15 protein-coding genes are annotated in these 17,701 nt (G+C 63.9%); 11 read left to right on the forward strand and 4 right to left on the reverse strand.

Features of this window, described 5'->3' with window-relative positions:
- The first annotated feature begins 235 nt into the window (after nt 1–235).
- The 5 genes from G0P99_RS10245 (at nt 236) to metG (ending at nt 5,857) form a co-directional block, all read left to right on the forward strand.
- Complete coding sequence (locus G0P99_RS10245) at nt 236–889, forward strand: ImuA family protein (RefSeq protein ID WP_239059764.1); 654 nt, start codon at nt 236–238, stop codon at nt 887–889.
- Between the two features lie 19 nt (nt 890–908).
- Nucleotides 909–2,123 (forward strand): CynX/NimT family MFS transporter, encoded by a 1,215-nt coding sequence (locus G0P99_RS10250; protein WP_164129432.1) that lies wholly within the window; start codon nt 909–911, stop codon nt 2,121–2,123.
- Nucleotides 2,124–2,158: 35 nt separating this feature from the next.
- Nucleotides 2,159–2,755, forward strand: a complete 597-nt coding sequence (locus G0P99_RS10255; RefSeq protein WP_164129434.1) for a YceI family protein — start codon at nt 2,159–2,161, stop codon at nt 2,753–2,755.
- A 77-nt stretch (nt 2,756–2,832) separates the two neighbouring features.
- Nucleotides 2,833–4,056, forward strand: coding sequence for an MFS transporter (locus tag G0P99_RS10260; RefSeq protein ID WP_164129436.1), 1,224 nt, complete (start codon nt 2,833–2,835; stop codon nt 4,054–4,056).
- An 82-nt stretch (nt 4,057–4,138) separates the two neighbouring features.
- Nucleotides 4,139–5,857 (forward strand): methionine--tRNA ligase, encoded by a 1,719-nt coding sequence (gene metG / locus G0P99_RS10265; RefSeq protein WP_164129438.1) that lies wholly within the window; start codon nt 4,139–4,141, stop codon nt 5,855–5,857.
- 127 nt (nt 5,858–5,984) lie between these two features.
- Here metG and G0P99_RS10270 read toward each other — a convergent pair whose 3' ends face one another.
- From G0P99_RS10270 to G0P99_RS10280, 3 genes are all read right to left on the reverse strand, one after another.
- Nucleotides 5,985–7,307, reverse strand: coding sequence for an aspartate aminotransferase family protein (locus tag G0P99_RS10270; protein WP_164129440.1), 1,323 nt, complete (start codon nt 7,305–7,307; stop codon nt 5,985–5,987).
- On the reverse strand, nt 7,304–8,062 hold the full coding sequence (locus G0P99_RS10275; protein WP_164129442.1) for a 3-keto-5-aminohexanoate cleavage protein: 759 nt from the start codon (nt 8,060–8,062) through the stop codon (nt 7,304–7,306). Before G0P99_RS10275 ends, G0P99_RS10270 begins: the two co-directional genes overlap by 4 nt.
- Before the next feature lie 78 nt (nt 8,063–8,140).
- Nucleotides 8,141–9,094 carry a GlxA family transcriptional regulator gene (locus G0P99_RS10280; RefSeq protein ID WP_164129444.1) on the reverse strand — a complete coding sequence of 318 codons (954 nt, stop codon included), beginning with the start codon at nt 9,092–9,094 and terminating at the stop codon, nt 8,141–8,143.
- A gap of 208 nt (nt 9,095–9,302) precedes the next feature.
- On the opposite strand from G0P99_RS10280, the gene G0P99_RS10285 reads away from it, so the two are divergent.
- The 3 genes from G0P99_RS10285 (at nt 9,303) to G0P99_RS10295 (ending at nt 14,903) form a co-directional block, all read left to right on the forward strand.
- The gene (locus G0P99_RS10285) at nt 9,303–10,475 is read left to right on the forward strand and encodes an efflux RND transporter periplasmic adaptor subunit (RefSeq protein WP_164129446.1); all 1,173 of its coding nucleotides are present in this window, start codon (nt 9,303–9,305) and stop codon (nt 10,473–10,475) included.
- A 3-nt stretch (nt 10,476–10,478) separates the two neighbouring features.
- Nucleotides 10,479–13,625, forward strand: a complete 3,147-nt coding sequence (locus tag G0P99_RS10290) for an efflux RND transporter permease subunit (protein WP_164129448.1) — start codon at nt 10,479–10,481, stop codon at nt 13,623–13,625.
- Between the two features lie 63 nt (nt 13,626–13,688).
- Nucleotides 13,689–14,903 (forward strand): MFS transporter, encoded by a 1,215-nt coding sequence (locus G0P99_RS10295; protein ID WP_164129450.1) that lies wholly within the window; start codon nt 13,689–13,691, stop codon nt 14,901–14,903.
- A gap of 70 nt (nt 14,904–14,973) precedes the next feature.
- Here G0P99_RS10295 and G0P99_RS10300 read toward each other — a convergent pair whose 3' ends face one another.
- A complete protein-coding gene (locus G0P99_RS10300; protein ID WP_164129452.1) occupies nt 14,974–15,468 on the reverse strand; it encodes an Rrf2 family transcriptional regulator in 495 nt (164 codons plus the stop codon).
- A gap of 106 nt (nt 15,469–15,574) precedes the next feature.
- Between G0P99_RS10300 and G0P99_RS10305 the strand changes: the two genes are divergently transcribed.
- The 3 genes from G0P99_RS10305 (at nt 15,575) to G0P99_RS10315 (ending at nt 17,647) form a co-directional block, all read left to right on the forward strand.
- The gene (locus G0P99_RS10305; protein ID WP_164129454.1) at nt 15,575–16,003 is read left to right on the forward strand and encodes a carboxymuconolactone decarboxylase family protein; all 429 of its coding nucleotides are present in this window, start codon (nt 15,575–15,577) and stop codon (nt 16,001–16,003) included.
- Nucleotides 16,004–16,328: 325 nt separating this feature from the next.
- A complete protein-coding gene (locus G0P99_RS10310) occupies nt 16,329–16,787 on the forward strand; it encodes a hypothetical protein (RefSeq protein WP_164129456.1) in 459 nt (152 codons plus the stop codon).
- Nucleotides 16,788–16,795: 8 nt separating this feature from the next.
- On the forward strand, nt 16,796–17,647 hold the full coding sequence (locus G0P99_RS10315; protein ID WP_164129458.1) for a relaxase/mobilization nuclease domain-containing protein: 852 nt from the start codon (nt 16,796–16,798) through the stop codon (nt 17,645–17,647).
- The last annotated feature ends 54 nt before the right edge of the window (nt 17,648–17,701 follow it).

Here is a 17,701-nt window from a genome sequence, read left to right on the forward strand (position 1 = left end):
TAGCTTTGGTGCCCGCGTCGGCCGTTTGCTAAATGTGTATCTGCGAAACATCGCCACTCACCAAGCGTCAGGCCCGCAACCAGGGGGAGTTTGCGGGCCTGTCCGGTTCTTCATGAAATTCATCTTTTGAGCCCTGCCCCGTCCGGTCTGTCGGCCAATCTGGACATCTGCCCGCAGCAGGCGCATATGCACGGCCCCATTGAGAACATAAAGTGAACAAACTATCCTGCGCACCATGCCGACTCAGCTTCTGTCCTCCCGATCTTCCGCGCGTGACCCAGTTCTTGCCCTGCATCCCGAGGCCCGGCTGCCCCTGGCCCGCGCGCACGAGGCCTGCGGCCCGGCAAGACGCACATTTGCCTTGTGGCTGGCGGAACGGATGCAGGGGCCGATCCTCTGGCTCTCACCGTCTTGGGACTCCGGGCGCCCCAATCCCGACGGGATGGCGGCATTCGCCGATCCGGGGCGATTTCTTTTTGTGCATCCGAACCGGAATGACGATCTGTTGTGGTGCATGGAGGAGGCCTTGCGCAGCGGTGCGGTGCCGCTGGTGGTGGCCGACCTGCTCGGCCCGCCCGGGCTGACGCCGGTACGCCGGTTGCATCTGGCCGCCGAACAGGGCGCGATGCGGGGAACGCCGGCGCTGGGTCTGCTGCTGTGCCCGGGCGAAGGCGGCGCGCCGGGGATCGAAACCCGCTGGCACATGGCGACCGCCCATCTTGCGAAGACGCAACGCTGGACCCTGACCCGCAGTCGCGCCCGGACGCTACCGCCAAAGACCTGGCTGGCCACTCGGAAAAGATCCGGGGGCGGGCTGGATCTGCAAACCCCGGCCACGGCTGACAGGGTCGGCCCCGATGCCGAAAAAGTCACTGGTCAATTCTCCTGACCAGCCCTAGCGTGCCGGCATGACTCATCCGGTTCACGACAGCGCCTATTCATGGTTCCGACTGGCCATCACCCTGGCCATTGCGGCGGTGTCCTCTGCCGGAATGTGGGCGGTGATCGTGGTGATGCCCGCGATCGAGGCGCAATTCGGCACCGGCCGGGCCGCCTCGACGATGCCCTATACGCTGACGATGATCGGCTTTGCCTTTGGCAACATGTGGCTGGGCCGCCTGGTCGACCGGATGGGCGTGACCCGCGCCCTGATCGGGGCGGCGCTGCTGTCGGCGCTGAGCTATCTGCTGGCGACGATGGCGCCAACCATCCTGTTGCTCTCTCTGGCGCATCTGCTGATGGGGCTGGGCACCGCGATCGGATTCGGGCCGCTGATGGCGGATATCTCGCACTGGTTCATGCGTCGGCGCGGTATTGCCGTGGCGGTGGTGGCCAGTGGCAACTACCTGGCCGGCGCCATCTGGCCCGCCCTGATGGCCGATGTCCTGGCCGGGCGCGGCTGGCAGGCGGTGTACCTGTCGCTGGCGGTACTGACGCTGGCGGTGGTGATCCCACTGTCGCTGGTCCTGCGCCGCAGGTTGCCGGACGAGGCGCATCTGGCCGCCGCCGCCACTGCCCGGGTCAACGCGCGCAGTGTCGGGCTGAGCCCCCGGGCGCTGCAATACCTTCTGGGGATCGCCGGGATCGGCTGTTGCGTGGCGATGTCGATGCCGCAGGTCCATATCGTGTCCTATTGCGTGGGGCTGGGATATGGCCCGGCGGTGGGGGCCGAAATGCTGTCGCTGATGCTCTTGGGAGGCGTGGTCAGCCGGATCATCTCGGGCCTTGTCGCCGACCGTCTGGGCGGGCTCAGGACATTGCTTATCGGCTCGGTGCTGCAATGCGCGGCGCTGTTCCTGTTCCTCCCCTATGACGGGATGGTGCCGCTTTATGTGATCAGCACGCTCTTCGGTCTCAGCCAGGGCGGCATCGTGCCCAGCTATGCGCTGGTGGTGCGCGAATACATGCCCCCGCGCGAGGCCGGTGCCCGCGTCGGATTCGTGCTGATGATGACCATTCTGGGCATGGCTCTGGGCGGTTGGATGACGGGCTGGATCTATGATCTGACCTCCAGCTATCAGCTCGCCTTCATCAACGGTATCGCCTGGAACGCGCTCAATATCGCCATCGCGCTCTGGCTGCTGTCGCGGTCCCGGCCGCGGGCACAGGCGGTTCTCGCCTGACAGTTCTCCGGACACCGGCCCAAAGGAGGTCGTCCATGCCCCTTCTCACCCGCCGCGCCCTGCTTGCCGCCATCCTGATGTTGCCCGCGCTCGGGCCCGCGGCCGCCGCTCCGGCGCGCTATGTTCTGGATCGTGACCGGTCCGAGGTGGGTTTCAGTTTCGATCTTGCCGGGACACGGCTGCGCGGCACCATGCCGGTGGCCCGCGCCGAAGTACTGGTCGACCTCTCGGACCTGAGCCGCAGCAGCGTCGATGTCACGCTTGACGTGGCCAGGGCACGGGTCGCGCTGCCACTGGCGCGGCAGGCGATGCTGGGGCCAGACATCCTGTGGGCCGAACGCTATCCCGAGACCCGCTTTGTTTCGGCCCGAATCCGGTTGGGCCCCCAGGGCCGGATCTCCGAAGGCGCCGAGATCGTCGGCCACCTGACCATCCGCGACGTCACCCGGCCCGTCACCCTGCGGGTCGCGCTCTACCGCCAGCCCGGAAGCGCGCCCGAGGATCTGGACTTCCTTGAAATCCGGCTGACTGGCAGCGTCAGCCGTCGTGCCTTTGGCGCATCGGGCCGCGCCGATATCGTACGGGACCGGGTCGATCTGGACATATCCGCCACGATCCGGCGTGCCGAATGACAAAAGGGTCGAAATCGACCTCAAAACGTCGATAAATCAGAGGACACCTCTGCCCCATCCCATTACCAGCCAAAGTCATGCGCACGATCATTTCCTTTGCCGCCCTGTTCCTGTCCGTCATCCTGCTGCAACTGTCGACCGGCGGTGTCGGGCCGTTGGATGCGATTTCCGGCATCACGCTGGGTTTCTCCAAAGGAGAGATCGGCATGTTGGGTTCGGCGCATTTCTTCGGCTTCTTCATCGGCTGCTGGTGGGCACCGCGCCTGATGGGGTCGGTCGGCCATTCCCGGGCCTTTGCCGCCTGCACCGCCTTGGGCGCCATGGGGCTGATCGGCCATACCCTGACCGAAGATCCCTATGCCTGGGCCGTGATGCGGGTGGCGTCGGGCATCTGTGTGGCGGGCTGCTACACCGTGATCGAGGCCTGGCTGAACGCCAAGCTGACCAACGAGATCCGGGGCCGCGCCATGGGCACCTACCGGATCGCCGATTCCGGTGCCTCGCTCTGTGCGCAGCTGATCATCGCGGTGCTGCCGCCCGCCTCCTACGTGTCCTATAACCTGCTGGCGATCCTGTGCTGTGCGGCGCTGCTGCCGCTGACGCTGAGCAAGGCGTCCCAGCCCGAAACCCCTGAAGCTCCGCGTCTTCGGCCCGGGTTGGCCTGGGCCTGTTCGCCGCTGGCTGTCGCCGGGGTCATCGTGGCCGCGGTCAGTTCCGCCTCGTTCCGGATGGTCGGACCGGTCTATGGTCAGGAGGTCGGGCTGGCGGTGAACCAGATCGCCTTATTCCTCGCCGCCTTTGTGCTGGGCGGGGTCGCGGCGCAATACCCGGTTGGGTGGCTGGCCGACAAATACGACCGCCGGTGGGTACTGATCTGGGTCTCGGTCGCGGCGATGGGCGCCTGCGGCGTGATCGCGGCGGCCGGTGGGACCGGCACATTGGGCGTGATGCTGGCGGCGGGACTGTTCGGCTTTACCTCCTTCCCGATCTTCTCGATCTCGGCGGCCCATGCCAACGACTTCGCCACCTCGGAACAGCGGGTCGAGCTGTCGGCGGCGCTGATGTTCTGGTACGCGCTCGGCGCCATCGCCGCCCCCTATATCGCCTCGACCCTGATCGAAGGGTTCGGGCCGCCCGCGCTCTTTGGCCTGATCGCTACCGCGCATCTGTTCCTGATCGGCTTTGGCCTGACCCGCATGCGCGCCCGGCCCACACCCGAAGAGCGCACCAGCTATGTGTTCTCGCCCCGGACCTCGTTCACCATCGGGCGCCTTCTGAAACGCTCGCGCGAAGAGAATTAAGGGCCTGCCCCGAAAAGGGGGATTTCTCCCCCTGTCTGCCTGCGTTAAAGGAAGCCCACACGATTTTCGCGGAAGTGGGACTATGGCACGTATTCTGATCACCTCGGCGATCCCTTACATCAACGGGATCAAGCACCTCGGCAATCTGGTGGGCTCACAGCTGCCCGCGGATCTCTATGCGCGCTATCAGCGCGGCCGGGGCAACGAGGTGATGTTCCTCTGCGCAACCGACGAGCACGGCACCCCCGCCGAACTGGCCGCCGCCAAGGCGGGCAAGCCGGTGGCCGAGTACTGCGCCGAGATGCACGAGGTGCAGGCCGATATCGCCCGCCGCTTTGGCCTGAGCTTCGACCATTTCGGTCGCTCATCCAGCGCGCAGAACCACAAGCTGACCCAGCATTTCGCGGGCAAGCTGGCCGAGAACGACCTGATCCGCGAAGTGAGCGAGCGGCAGGTCTATTCCAATGCCGATGGCCGGTTCCTGCCCGACCGCTATATCGAGGGCACCTGCCCCAATTGCGGTTACGACAAGGCGCGTGGCGACCAGTGCGAGAACTGCACCAAGCAGCTGGACCCGACCGACCTGATCGAGCCGCGCTCGGCCATTTCCGGATCGACGGATTTGGAGGTACGCGAGACCAAGCACCTTTACCTGCGCCAGTCGGCGCTCAAGGATCAGCTCGACGCCTGGATCGACTCGAAATCCGACTGGCCGGTGTTGACCACTTCGATCGCCAAGAAATGGCTGCATGACGGCGACGGCTTGCAGGATCGCGGCATCACCCGCGATCTGGACTGGGGTATTCCGGTGAAGAAGGGCGAGCAGGACTGGCCGGGAATGGAGGGCAAGGTCTTCTACGTCTGGTTCGATGCGCCGATCGAATATATCGCTTGTGCGGGCGAATGGGCCGAGGCGCATGGCAAGAGCGACGCCGAATGGGAACGCTGGTGGCGCACCGACAAGGGCGCGGATGACGTGCGCTATGTGCAGTTCATGGGCAAGGACAACGTGCCCTTCCACACGCTGAGCTTTCCGGCCACGCTGATCGGTTCCGGCGAGCCGTGGAAGATGGTCGACCACCTGAAATCCTTCAACTACCTGAACTACGATGGCGGCCAGTTCTCGACCTCGCAGGGCCGCGGCGTCTTCATGGATCAGGCGCTGGAGATCCTGCCTGCGGACTATTGGCGTTGGTGGCTGTTGTCCCATGCGCCGGAAAACAGCGACAGCGAGTTCACCTGGGAGAATTTCCAGGCCAGCGTGAACAAGGACCTGGCCGATGTGCTGGGCAATTTCGTCAGCCGCATCACCAAGTTCTGCCGCTCGAAATTCGGCGAGACCGTGCCGGAGGGCGGCGCATACGGCCCGCAGGAAGAGGCGCTGATCGCGGAACTGACGACGCGGGTGCGCGCTTATGAGGCCCATATGGAGGCGATGGAGGTCCGCAAATCGGCGCAGGAGCTGCGCGCGATCTGGGCCGCCGGCAACGAGTACCTGCAAAGCGCCGCCCCCTGGACCCTGTTCAAGACCGACCCGGTGCAGGCGGCGGCGCAGGTGCGGCTGGGGCTGAACCTGATCCGGCTCTACGCGGTGCTCTCGGCCCCGTTCATCCCTGCCTCCTCGGCGCGGATGCTGGAGGCGATGCAGACAACAGACGACAGCTGGCCCGAGGATGTGGCCGGCGCGCTGGGCGTTCTGGCCCCGGGTCACGCTTTCACGGTGCCCGAAGTGCTGTTTGCCAAGATCTCGGACGAGGATCGCGAAGGCTGGCAGCAGCGGTTTTCCGGCGTGCGGTCCTGACCGCACGACAAGGTTTCATCGAAACCTTGTAAACACGATTTGATTCAAATCGTGTTCCAGCGCCTTTCCAAGGCGCTGGAGACAGGAATTTCCAAAAATTCCTGCCCCCGTTCAGCCGCTGTGCTTGTCAACGCAACACGTCCTCAAGTGCGGCCGCGAGTCTTTGCGCAATCAGCCCGGCGTCCTCCTCGGCCATGACAAACGGCGGTGCCAACAGAACGTGGTCTCCATTGCGCCCGTCGCGTGTCCCAGGCATCGGGTAACAGATCAGCCCCTGCGCCATGGCGGCCTTCTTGAGCTTGCCCGCCACGCCTTTCGCCGGGTCAAACGGCACCTTGCCATCGCGATCAGCGACCAGTTCCACCCCCCAGAACAACCCCCGGCCCCGGATGTCACCCACGTTGGGATGCTGGCCAAACGCCTTGCGCAACGCCTGTTCCATAACGGGTTCCAGCGCCCGCACCCGCGCAGGCAGGTCGTGTTCCAGCATCTCGCGCACCACCGCCAGCCCGGCGGCGGTGGCGACGGGGTGACCGATATAGGTATGCCCGTGCTGGAAAAAGCCCGAGCCACTGGCGATGGCGTCATAGATCGCCCCCGAACACAGCATCGCCCCCACCGGCTGATAGCCCGCGCCCAGCCCCTTGGCGATGGTGACGATGTCGGGCCGCACCCCCTCGCCCGTGCAGGCAAAGAGATGACCGGTGCGCCCCATGCCACACATCACCTCGTCGAGGATCAAGAGTACGCCGTACTTGTCGCAAATCTCGCGGATGCGGGCGAAGTACCCCTCGACCGCCGGCACCGCACCCAAAGTGGCCCCCACCACCGGCTCGGCGATAAATGCCATCACCGTGTCAGCGCCAAGGCGCAGGATCTCGGCCTCCAGTTCATCCGCCGCGCGGCGGCCATAGTCGGCCAGGCTCTCGCCCTCGACCCGTTCGGCATATTCATAGCAGGGCGCGATATGGCTGACCCCGATCAAGAGCGGGTCAAACTGCGCCCGCCGCCAGGCATTGCCGCCCGCCGCCAGCGCCCCAAGGGTGTTGCCGTGATAGCTCTGCCGCCGGGCGATCAGGTGGCGCCGTTCGGGCTGGCCCACCTCCAGGTAATACTGCCGCGCCAGCTTGATCGCGGCCTCGACTGCCTCGGATCCGCCCGAGACGAAATAGACCCGCTCGATCCCCTCGGGCGCGTTGGCGATCAAGAGATCGGCCAGTTCCTCGGCCGGGTCCGAGGTGAAGAACCCGGTATGGGCAAAGGCCAGCCGGTCCACCTGATCCTTGATCGCCTGCCGCACCCGTTCGTTGGAATGGCCCAGGCAGGACACTGCCGCCCCGCCCGAGGCGTCGAAATAGCGCTTGCCGGTGCTGTCGATCAGGTAGCAGCCATCGCCGCCCACGGCAGTGGGCAATTGCGCGTGGCAGTGACGGGGGAAGACATGGCTCATGCCGCTTTCCTTTCCAGGTGATGCCGGAGCGAGACCACCGCAGCGGCATTGTCGGGCCAGGGGCTGCCATCGGGGGACAGCAGGTTGTTCTCGAATCCGACGCGCAGAATCTCGGCGCCCACACCGGCACCGGCAAGCAGACAGTCCTGTTCCTGCGCGCCAAAGGCGCAGAGGCCCAGCCGCAAACCATCCAGCGCCGGGGCAAGCGTGGCCAGTTCCTCGGGCCGCCCCGCCCGCGGCGGCGCATAGGCGCCCAGCACGCAGATCACCTCGTCCTGTTCAGGACGGATGATCCCCGCCGCCCGGCTCTGCGCCAAAAGCTCCAGATCGGCCTGGTCATAGGCGATATGCTGAAGGCGGATGCCCTGATCGGCGGCCAGTGCATAGAGGCGCGGTGCCAGATCCGGATCGCGCGCGATCTCGCGCAGCGAGACGCTGGCCCAGGCCGGGCGCAGCGCGTCAAGGCAGGCGAACTGCTCTGCCGGGCCGTAGATGCCCGCCGATTCGGTGGTGATCTGCACTGCCATGGTCGGCACCGTGCACGCCAGTTCACCCAGCGCCTCGCGATAGCGACCTGCGTCCAGCGAATGCGCGCCGTCGGCGTCACGCACATGCAAATGCAACGCGCCTGCCCCCGCAGCATGACAGAGGATGGCCTCTGCCACGATATCTGCCAGGTCGAGCGGCAGTCTGGCATGATCGGCCTTGCCGCGCCGCGCCCCATTGGGGGCGACCATTATCAGGGGGTGGGTCATTGGGCCTCCGCGTGTGTCAAGGAGAAGCTAAACCAATCGCCCAAAGCACACTTGATCCTTTGCGACGCATCAGTTGACCTAATTCGACGATCTGTCCTGCGACGGCAGCAGGCCGAACACCCGCTTGTAGGCACGCCCGAACCCTGCGGGGCCGTAGCCATAGTCAAGCGCGATTTCGGTCAGGCTGCGCCGCCCGGTCTGCACCTCGGCCCGCGCCTCGGTCAGCCGGAGTTCGGTGTAAAGCGCATTGGGCGTCCTGCCGAACTGCCGCGCAAATACCCGCTCCAACTTGCGCTCTGTCACCCCCTGAACACGCGCGATGTCGGCGACCCGCATCGGCGAATACAGGTTGGCCCGCATCAGACGCAGGGCGGCTAAAGCTATCGGATCATTGGTTTCGAACCGCATCTCGAGCGCGCGCCGTTGCTGCGCCTGACCGCTGCGGACCGCGTCGATCACCAGCCGGGCGGCGATTTCGTCGGCAACCTCGGCGCCCAGATCACGCCGCAACACACCCAGCATCATGTCGGTCGCAGCGCCCCCTCCCGCACAGGTCATCACCGAACCATCCGCCAGATACAAAGAGGCGCTGACTTTGACCTCTGGGTGGCAATCGCGCAGATAGGCCACGTCTTCCCAATGGGCGGCCACGTGGCGACCGTCCAGAATGCCCGCCTGCGCCAGCCGCACCACGCCCGACGAGATGCCCCAGACCGGATGTCCCCGGCGCACCCATCCCCGGATCAGTGCCGCCAGCGCCGGTTCCTCGCTGCGATTGGCGCGGACGCCCGCCACCACCACAACAACAGACCGGAGCGGCAACTGCGCGGCCCCAAAATCGGGAATCAGCCGGAACCCGTTCGAGGCCGCCACAGGCTCACCCGACAAGCTGGCGGCACTGTAAGCATAGCCCGAGCCCGGCCGAACCCGCTCGACCAGGCGCAGCACCTCGACCGCCGACGAAAACGCCTGCATCGTAAAGCCTTCGTCGAGGACAAAGACGAAATGCCTGCCGTCATCGGGTCTTTTCATGGCGGTTTCCCGGTTTCTTTCGATCCGTTCAAACTAGACCCGGCCACCGCGGGGCGGAAGCCCGCATGAAGCCCCCGTTTGCAAAGCCACGGTTTGCTTGAGAAATCCGGCCTTTGCCGTCATTGTCGATACAAACCAAGATCGACTCGGACCGCATCTCGGCGGACCAGGGCGATAGCGGCCCAGACACTTTTTGAAGAGGTTCTCCATGCAAGGCAATTTTACCTTTTTCGGTTTCTCCGGCGCAGGCACGGGAGTTCGAACGGCAGCCCTCTCTCTGGTGCTGGGCCTTGGTCTTTCCTGTTCCGCAGCCGCGCAATCGTCCGAGCAACCCGCGCCAAAGGTATCGGTGGCCGCCGCATATTCGCAGGACATCACGCAAGAGGCGGTTTTCATCGGCCGGGGCGATGCGATCGACAAGGTCGATATCGTGGCCCGCGTGAACGGCTTTCTGCAAGAGCGCATGGTCGAGGACGGAAGCCTTGTGGCCGAAAATGACCTGCTGTTCCGCATCGAGCCCGACCTCTACCAGGCGACCCTCGATGCCCGAAAGGCGGACCTGGACAAGGCCCAGGCCAATCTGGAACTGGCAAAGGTGGAACTGGCCCGCAAGGAAGAATTGTTGCGGCGCGAGGCAACCCCGGCCTCCGAGGTCGATATCGCCCGCGCCAACGAACTGGTGGCCGAAGCGGCTGTGAAATCGGCGCATGCGGCGATCCAGCAGGCCGAGCTTGACCTCAGCTATACCGAGATCCGCGCGCCTTTCTCCGGTCGCATGGGCCGGGTGACCACATCCCAAGGTGATGTGGTTGGCCCAAGCAATCCGCCGCTTGTGACCCTGGTGCGCGAGGCACCGATCTATGTCAGTTTTGCCCTGAATGAAAAACAGCTGGTCAATGTCCTTCAGGAACTGGGGGAAACCACCGACAGCCTGGCCCAAAGCAAGCGCAGCCCGGACGTGCATATCACCCTGCCCAACGGCACCAGCCTGGACGAAACCGGACACATCGTATTCATCGACAACCGGATCGACCCGCTGACCGGCGCGATCGTCCTGCGGGCCGAATTTGCCAATGAGAAACGGCTGATCGTCGACGGGTCCTTTGTGCATGTACGCATTTCGGCGCTGGAGCCGACAAGACAGGTCCTGATCCCCCAGGCGGCATTGCAGCGCGACCAGCGCGGCGAATTCGTTCTGGTGGTCAACGACAAGCAGATGGTCGAACAACGTTATGTCACCACCGGCGACACGGTCGGCAACGCCGTCATCGTGCTGGACGGCATGCGCGAGGGTGAAAGCGTCATCGTGGAGGGCCTGCAACGCGTGCGGCCCGGCGTGGCCGTCGACGCGGTCGTCGCCGCCGAACAACCCAAGGATTAAGCCATGTTCTCGGCGCTTTTCATCAGCAGGCCGAAACTGGCCTTTGTCATCTCTCTGGTTCTGACCATCATGGGGGCCATCGGGTACATGGCCTTGCCGGTCGCCCAGTTCCCCGACATCACGCCACCGGTGGTCAGTGTCTCGGCCAACTATACCGGCGCCAATGCCGAAACGGTCGAAAACGCGGTTGCCGCCCCGATCGAGGCGCAGGTCAACGGCGTCGACGACATGCTCTACATGACGTCAAGCTCGGCCGACAACGGATCGTATTCGCTGAGCGTGACCTTCGAGGTCGGAACCGACCCCGACATCGCCTCGGTCAACGTGCAGAACCGGGTGGCGCAGGCGCTGTCGGCGCTGCCGACCGAGGTGACGAACTCGGGCGTTGTGACCCAGAAATCCTCGACCAACATGCTGATGGTGGTCACCCTCACCTCGCCCAATGACACATATGACAGCGTGTTCCTGTCGAACTATGCCTCGATCAATCTAAAGGACGCACTGGCCCGGGTTCAGGGGGTGGGCAAGGCCGATGTGCTGACCGACCTCAAATATGCCATGCGCATGTGGATGGACGCCGACAAGATGGCCGCGCTGGGGATCACGCCCGGCGATCTGATCGCCGCCATCCGGGAACAGAATCTCGAAGTGTCGGCGGGCCAGATCGGCGCACCACCCGCGCCCGAGGGCCAGACCTTTCAATACACGATCAAGTCCAAGGGCCGTTTGAGTTCGGTCCAGGAGTTCCAGAACATCGTGGTGCGGACCGGCAACGCCGGGGCCATTGTGCGGGTCGGTGATATCGCCCGGGTCGAGCTGGGGGCCCAGTTCTATAACGCGTCCGGGTATTTCCAGGGCAAACAGGCGACAATCCTGGCGATCTACCAGGCGCCGGGCGCAAACGCGCTGGCGGTGTCCGAGCGTGTCACGGCCGAGCTGGAACGGCTCTCGCGCGCCTTCCCCGCTGATGTCGAATACGAAATCCCGTTCAACACCACGGACTTTGTCGAACAATCGCTGAATGACGTGGTCACGACCCTGATGCTGACCTTTGTTCTGGTAGTATCGGTGGTGTTCGTCTTCCTGGGAAGTTGGCGGGCCACTCTGGTTCCGGCGGTGGCGATCCCGGTCTCTCTGATCGGGACCTTCGCTTTCCTTCTGGCCTTTGGCATGTCGCTGAACACCATTTCGCTCTTTGCGCTGGTGCTGGCCATCGGCATCGTGGTGGACGATGCGATCGTGGTGGTCGAGAACGTCGAACGTATCATCGCCGAAGAGGGGCTGAGCCCGCCCGAGGCGACGCGCAAGGCGATGGGACAGATCACCGGCCCGGTGATTGCCACCACGCTGGTGCTTCTGGCGGTGTTCGTGCCGGTCACCTTCATGCCCGGTATCACCGGGCGGCTCTACTCTCAGTTCGCTGTTACGATCTCGACCGCGGTCGTGATCTCCTCGATCAACGCGCTGACCCTGTCGCCCGCCCTGTGCGGAATGGTGCTCAAGGCTCGCTCAGGCCCGCCCAAAGGTCTGTTGGCGCTGTTCGAAGGCGTCATCGGCAAGACCCGCGACGGCTATGTCGCCATCGTGCGCAAGCTGCTGATCTTGCCGGTCGTCTCGCTCGGCATCATCGCGGCGCTGGGTGTGGGTACCGGGACCTTGTTCGGCAATACCTCCAAAGGGTTCCTGCCGCTGGAGGACAACGGCTATCTCTTTGTCGACGTGCAACTGCCGGATGCGGCCACGCTGGCGCGAACCGAAACCGTCACCGACCGGCTGAACGAGCAGTTCCGGGCCATCGACGGTGTTGCCAATACCGTTCTGGTCAACGGGTTTTCGATGCTGAACGGCGTGACGCCCAATGGCGCGATGATCATCGTCAACCTCAACAACTGGAGCGAACGGCAAGAGGAGCATCTGAGCGCAAACGCCATTCTGGACCAGATCCTCTCCATCGCCTGGGGCGAAAGCGCGGCGTCGATCGTGGCCTTCAACCCCCCCCCGATCCAGGGTCTGGGCATGTCGGCAGGGGTTGAAATGGAGGTGCAGCAAACCGGAGGCGGCTCGGCCCAGGATCTGGCCTCGGCCGTCGGTTCGCTGGTCTATGCCGCCAACCAGCGCCCCGAGATTGCGCAGAGCTACACCACGTTCCGCGCGAACGTGCCGCAGCTCTTTGTCGATCTGGACCGGGAAAAGGCGAAGACACTGGAAGTCTCCGTGGCCGAGGTTTTCCAGACCATGCAGGCGCATCTGGGGTCGTATTACGTGAACGACTTCAACCTGTTCGGACGAGTCTACCGGGTGATGATCCAGGCCGAGGGCAGCTATCGCGACAAGGTCGAGGATATCGGCAACCTCTACGTCCGCTCGACCAAGGGCGAGATGGTGCCGCTGGGCACGCTTGTCGATGTCGAAAACGTGCTCGGGCCCGTGCTGTTGAAACGGCACAACCTGTTCCGGTCCGCGACCGTGACGGCAGTTCCCACCCCTGGTCTGTCCACGGGCGACGCGATCCGGGTGATGACCGAGGAAACGGCCAATGCCCTGCCGCCCGGATATGCCTTTGAATGGACCGGCACAGCGCAGCAACAGTTGAGTTCGAGCGGAATGGTCCAGGTGATCCTGGGTCTGGCGGTGCTGTTCGGCTACTTGTTCCTGGTCGGGCAATACGAAAGCTGGTCGATGCCGGTCTCGATCCTGCTGTCGGTCATCGTCGCGATGTTCGGCGCGGTGCTGGCGGTCGCCATCGTCGGTTCGGACATCAACCTTTATACCCAGATCGGCATGATCATGCTGGTCGGCATGGCGTCAAAGAACGGTATCCTGATCGTGGAATTCGCGATGGAACAGCGCGCCAAGGGGATGAGCATCCGAGAGGCAGCCGCCGAGGCCGCGCACCAGCGCTTTCGTGCGGTGATGATGACGGCGCTGTCCTTCCTGCTGGGCGTGGTGCCGTTGCTGACGGCGAACAGCGCCGGAGCCGCCAGCCAGAAAGCGATCGGCACCGCCGTCTTTGGCGGCATGCTGGCCGCGACGGTGATCGGCGTTGTTCTGGTGCCGGTGCTTTATGCGGTGATGCAGGGCGCCCGGGAATGGGTAAAGGGCAGCAAGGACCCCGAACCGCCCACCGATACGCCGACCCCGGCCGAGTGACCCCGATGCCCCGCTTTACGGCGGGGCATCCTCCATCAGGACAACGTTGCGCGCCATAGACCCATGATCGACGTTCTGCGCCACCGCGCCTATCGCCACCTCTTCGCTGCTCAGGTGGTGGCGCTGACCGGAACCGGGCTCACCACCGTCGCGCTGGGGCTTCTGGCCTATGACATGGCCGGAGACGAGGCCGGCCTTGTGCTGGGCACCGCCCTGACCATCAAGATGCTGGCCTATGTCTTTCTGTCCCCCGTCGCAGCGGCGGTGACCGAGGCCATGGACCGGCGTCGCGTTCTTGTGACGCTTGACCTAGTGCGCGCCGCCGCAGCGCTGAGCCTGCCGTTCGTGACCGAGATTTGGCAGGTCTATGTGCTGATCTTCGTGCTTCAGGCGGCCTCGGCGGGGTTTACCCCGACCTTTCAGGCCATCATTCCGACGCTTCTGACCGACGAAGAGGATTATACCAAGGCGCTTTCCCTGTCGCGGCTGGCCTATGACCTGGAAAGCCTGGTCAGCCCGGCCCTGGCGGCCGCCCTGCTGAGCGTGGTGACCTTTGACACGCTGTTTGTGGGAACCACATTGGGATTTTGCGGCTCGGCCCTGTTGGTGGCAAGCGTTTCCCTGCCCAGAATCGTCGCGAGCAAGCGCCGCGGCATCTGGGACCGCACCACCCGTGGCCTACAGCTGTACCTTGCCACGCCTCGCCTGCGGGGGCTGCTGGCGCTGAACTTCGCCGTGGCCATGCCGGGCGCAATGGTGCTCGTCAACACGGTACTGATGGTCAAGAGCGGGCTGGGCGGGTCGGACCGGATGGTCGCGCTGGCGCTAGGCGCCTTTGGCGGCGGCTCAATGCTGGCCGCGATTGCCCTGCCCCGGCTGCTGACGCGCCTCAGCGACCGTTGGGTTATGCTGGCGGGAGGGGTGGCAATGGCTGTGACCGGACTGGCGCTGGCGCTCTGGGTGAGGCTGTTTGACCTGTCCTTCCCGCCGCTTTTGCTGGCCTGGTTCGTCAGTGGCATCGGGTTTGCGACCGCGCTGACCCCTTCGGGTCGGCTCTTGCGCCGCTCTGCCGGACCCGAGGATCTGCCCGCACTCTTTGCCGCCCAGTTTGCGCTGTCGCATGCCTGCTGGCTGCTCGCCTATCCATTGGCCGGTTGGCTGGCCACCGTCACCACGCCTGAGTTCACGCTGGCGGTTCTGGCCCTTTTCGGCCTGGCGGGATGCCTGTCAGCGGCCCGTCTTTGGCCCCACGCTGATCCCCGCCATAAGCGATCATGACAACCTGTGTTCTCGGCACAGCACGAGTACCAACGCAATCCGCGCCTCAGACCACAACGACCCCCTGCCCTCAGCGCTGTTTTTCCTGGATAAACCCACCCACCGCGCGCATGTTCTCGGGGTCGATCTCGGCCCGGGCATCCGCCATCAGGTCGGCCAAGGTCTGCCCCCGCAGCGACGCGCGCCAAGCCTCTTCGGCGGTCATCATGCGGCGCTTGATGAAACAGTCCCGACGATAGGCGCAGGGGTCGTTGCTGGTCACATCGCCCTTGCGCCGGATTTCACGACAGACAAAGGCCGGTCCGGGACCATCCACCGCCTCGACCACGTCGAGCAGCGAGATCTGCCCCGGCGCGCGGGCCAGACGGAACCCGCCGCGTGGCCCCGGCACCGCCTCGGTCACACCTGCGGCGGTCAACGCGCGCATATGCTTGAGCAGGTAGCTTTCCGACAGGCCGTGCAAGGCGGCCAGATCACGGCCGGACAGGACCTTGTCCTCGGGAAGCTCCGCAAGAACCGCCACACAATGCAGCGCCGCCTCAACCCCATCTCCCAATCGTCGCATGCCGTCCCTCCGCCCTGTCTTGCCGATACCTGCTTGCCCTCGCAAATCATCGATATAAACTATCGATGATTCTTCTGCAACACATGACCCGAAAGGACACCCGCCCATGCGCTTTGACTTTAGCAAGCAGACACCACAGGTTTACGAGGCCATGCTGGCCCTGAACACCGCCATCTCCCAGGCCAATCCCGACAGCCGCCTGGTCCACCTGACCAAGATCCGGGTGTCGCAGATCAACGGCTGCGCCTATTGCGTCAACATGCATGTGAAAGAGGCGCAGCGGGACGGTCTGCCGGAAATGCTGCTGCATCTGATCGCGGTCTGGCCGGAAACAAGCGCCTTCACTGCCCGAGACCGGGCGGCGCTGGCCTGGGCCGAGACGCTGACGCGGCTGGAGCGGTCCGAGGTTTCAGATGCCGATTATTCGGCGGTGCGCGTAGAACTGTCGGAACAGGAAGTGGCAGCGCTCACCGCCTCGGTCGCAATGATGAACCTGTGGAACCGCATGGGCACCGGCGCCCGCCTTCCGGTCTGACCCTTATCCACCGGCAGTCGCCCGTCAACACGGGCGCTGCCGCGAAAAAAATCTGATCCAAAGGGATGAATGGTGCACCTGATCGGAGCAACCTAGAACCTTTTGATGCCCTTTCTCTGCTTGATGAGCTGGAAGATTGGGCGGACCAAATCGACTCTGACCCTGAGGCTTCGCACTTTCTTCGTATGCTCGAAGAAGGTGTGGAGCTCGAAATCACGGGAACGAATTCACCTGAAGGCCCACCCGATGGTGAACACTCTGCCGATCTTCGGGCCGATCCACCCGTTGCTCCCCAAGGTGCAACCAAGGCACGGGGGATCAAGCGATGAGATGGACAGGACAAGAGCCGGTCATTTCATCGGCATTCAACGAAGCAGCAAATCAGCCAGCGAAGAAACAGCGGGACTACAAGCCTCGTCGGCAAGGCACGCGGCGCAGCGATGTATCGCCTGTCACGCTCCGCCTGACAGCGGATGAACGTGTGCGCCTCGAAGAGCTGGCGGCGGGCATGACGCTCAGCGCCTATATCCGGGCGTGTGTGTTTGCTGAGGAAGAGAAACGGCGCAAGCGGCGGCCTAAAGACACGGTGGCGGACAAGAAAGCCTTGGCCGAATGTCTGGCGCTGCTCGGGCAATCTCGCATGGCGTCCAATCTCAACCAGCTGGCCTATCACGCCAATGTTGGCGCGCTGGTCGTGGATGATGAAGTCAAAGCGCAGATCAACGAATCCTATGAGGCGATCACAGAAATGCGCGCCCTGCTGATTGCAGCGCTAAACGACTGAGCTGACCGATGATCCTGGAAGGCAACGCACGCGGCCACGGGGCTGAGCTGGCGCGGCATTTAATGAATGCCCGTGACAATGAGCATGTGACTGTGCATGCCGTGCATGGATTCGTGGCTGACGATCTGGTCGGGGCTTTCGCGGAAGCGGAAGCCCTGTCTCATGCCACGCAATGCCAGAAGTATCTCTTCTCGCTGTCCTTGAACCCGTCACCGCAGGAATCCGTGCCGGTGGAGGTATTCGAGGCGACGATTGAGCGGATTGCACAAAAGCTCGGCCTTGCGGGTCAACCTTATGCGGCGGTATTCCACGAGAAGGAAGGTCGCCGCCACGCGCATTGCGTCTGGTCGCGGATCGATACCGACACGATGAACGCGATCAACCTGCCCCACTTTAAGCGCAAGCTGATGGCGGTCTCGCGTGAACTTTACGTTGAGCATGGATGGGACATGCCCGCGGGGTTCGAGAATTTCCGCCAGCGTGATCCGTTGAACTATTCCCGCGAAGAAGCCCAGCAAGCCAAGCGGCTGGACCGTGACCCCAAGGCGCTTAAAGCGCTGTTTCAGGAATGTTGGGAACGCTCGGATTCGCGGTCATCCTTCGCGGCTGCACTGTGGGAACATGGCTTTGCCCTAGCGCGTGGCGAACGCCGAGGATTCGTCGCCGTTGATCACGATGGCAATATTTACTCCTTGTCCCGTTGGTGCGGGGTTAAGTCAAAACAGCTGAAACAGCGCCTGGGTGATCCCAGCGAACTGCCCTCTGTGGAAGAGGCCAAGGCGCTACTGGCGAAATCTCAAGCCCAGGAACCGCCCAAGCGCCTCAAAGACAGCATCATGTTGATTTCCACCCAGAAGTGAGCCGGGTTTTTCATCGAGAAGTGAGCCACCTCTGTTTATGGATTTCGGGTTATG

It is taken from the genome of Ruegeria sp. PrR005 (genome assembly GCF_010500245.1).
In the GTDB taxonomy this organism is placed as follows: domain Bacteria; phylum Pseudomonadota; class Alphaproteobacteria; order Rhodobacterales; family Rhodobacteraceae; genus Ruegeria_B; species Ruegeria_B marisflavi.

Excerpts from the sequence above, each read along its gene's own strand:
- G0P99_RS10245 (WP_239059764.1), top strand. The coding sequence starts at position 236 with ATGCCGACTCAGCTTCTGTCCTCCCGATCTTCCGCGCGTGACCCAGTT.
- G0P99_RS10250 (WP_164129432.1), top strand. The coding sequence starts at position 909 with ATGACTCATCCGGTTCACGACAGCGCCTATTCATGGTTCCGACTGGCC.
- G0P99_RS10255 (WP_164129434.1), top strand. The coding sequence starts at position 2,159 with ATGCCCCTTCTCACCCGCCGCGCCCTGCTTGCCGCCATCCTGATGTTG.
- G0P99_RS10260 (WP_164129436.1), top strand. The coding sequence starts at position 2,833 with ATGCGCACGATCATTTCCTTTGCCGCCCTGTTCCTGTCCGTCATCCTG.
- metG (WP_164129438.1), top strand. The coding sequence starts at position 4,139 with ATGGCACGTATTCTGATCACCTCGGCGATCCCTTACATCAACGGGATC.
- G0P99_RS10270 (WP_164129440.1), bottom strand. The coding sequence starts at position 7,307 with ATGAGCCATGTCTTCCCCCGTCACTGCCACGCGCAATTGCCCACTGCC.
- G0P99_RS10275 (WP_164129442.1), bottom strand. The coding sequence starts at position 8,062 with ATGACCCACCCCCTGATAATGGTCGCCCCCAATGGGGCGCGGCGCGGC.
- G0P99_RS10280 (WP_164129444.1), bottom strand. The coding sequence starts at position 9,094 with ATGAAAAGACCCGATGACGGCAGGCATTTCGTCTTTGTCCTCGACGAA.
- G0P99_RS10285 (WP_164129446.1), top strand. The coding sequence starts at position 9,303 with ATGCAAGGCAATTTTACCTTTTTCGGTTTCTCCGGCGCAGGCACGGGA.
- G0P99_RS10290 (WP_164129448.1), top strand. The coding sequence starts at position 10,479 with ATGTTCTCGGCGCTTTTCATCAGCAGGCCGAAACTGGCCTTTGTCATC.
- G0P99_RS10295 (WP_164129450.1), top strand. The coding sequence starts at position 13,689 with ATGATCGACGTTCTGCGCCACCGCGCCTATCGCCACCTCTTCGCTGCT.
- G0P99_RS10300 (WP_164129452.1), bottom strand. The coding sequence starts at position 15,468 with ATGCGACGATTGGGAGATGGGGTTGAGGCGGCGCTGCATTGTGTGGCG.
- G0P99_RS10305 (WP_164129454.1), top strand. The coding sequence starts at position 15,575 with ATGCGCTTTGACTTTAGCAAGCAGACACCACAGGTTTACGAGGCCATG.
- G0P99_RS10310 (WP_164129456.1), top strand. The coding sequence starts at position 16,329 with ATGAGATGGACAGGACAAGAGCCGGTCATTTCATCGGCATTCAACGAA.
- G0P99_RS10315 (WP_164129458.1), top strand. The coding sequence starts at position 16,796 with ATGATCCTGGAAGGCAACGCACGCGGCCACGGGGCTGAGCTGGCGCGG.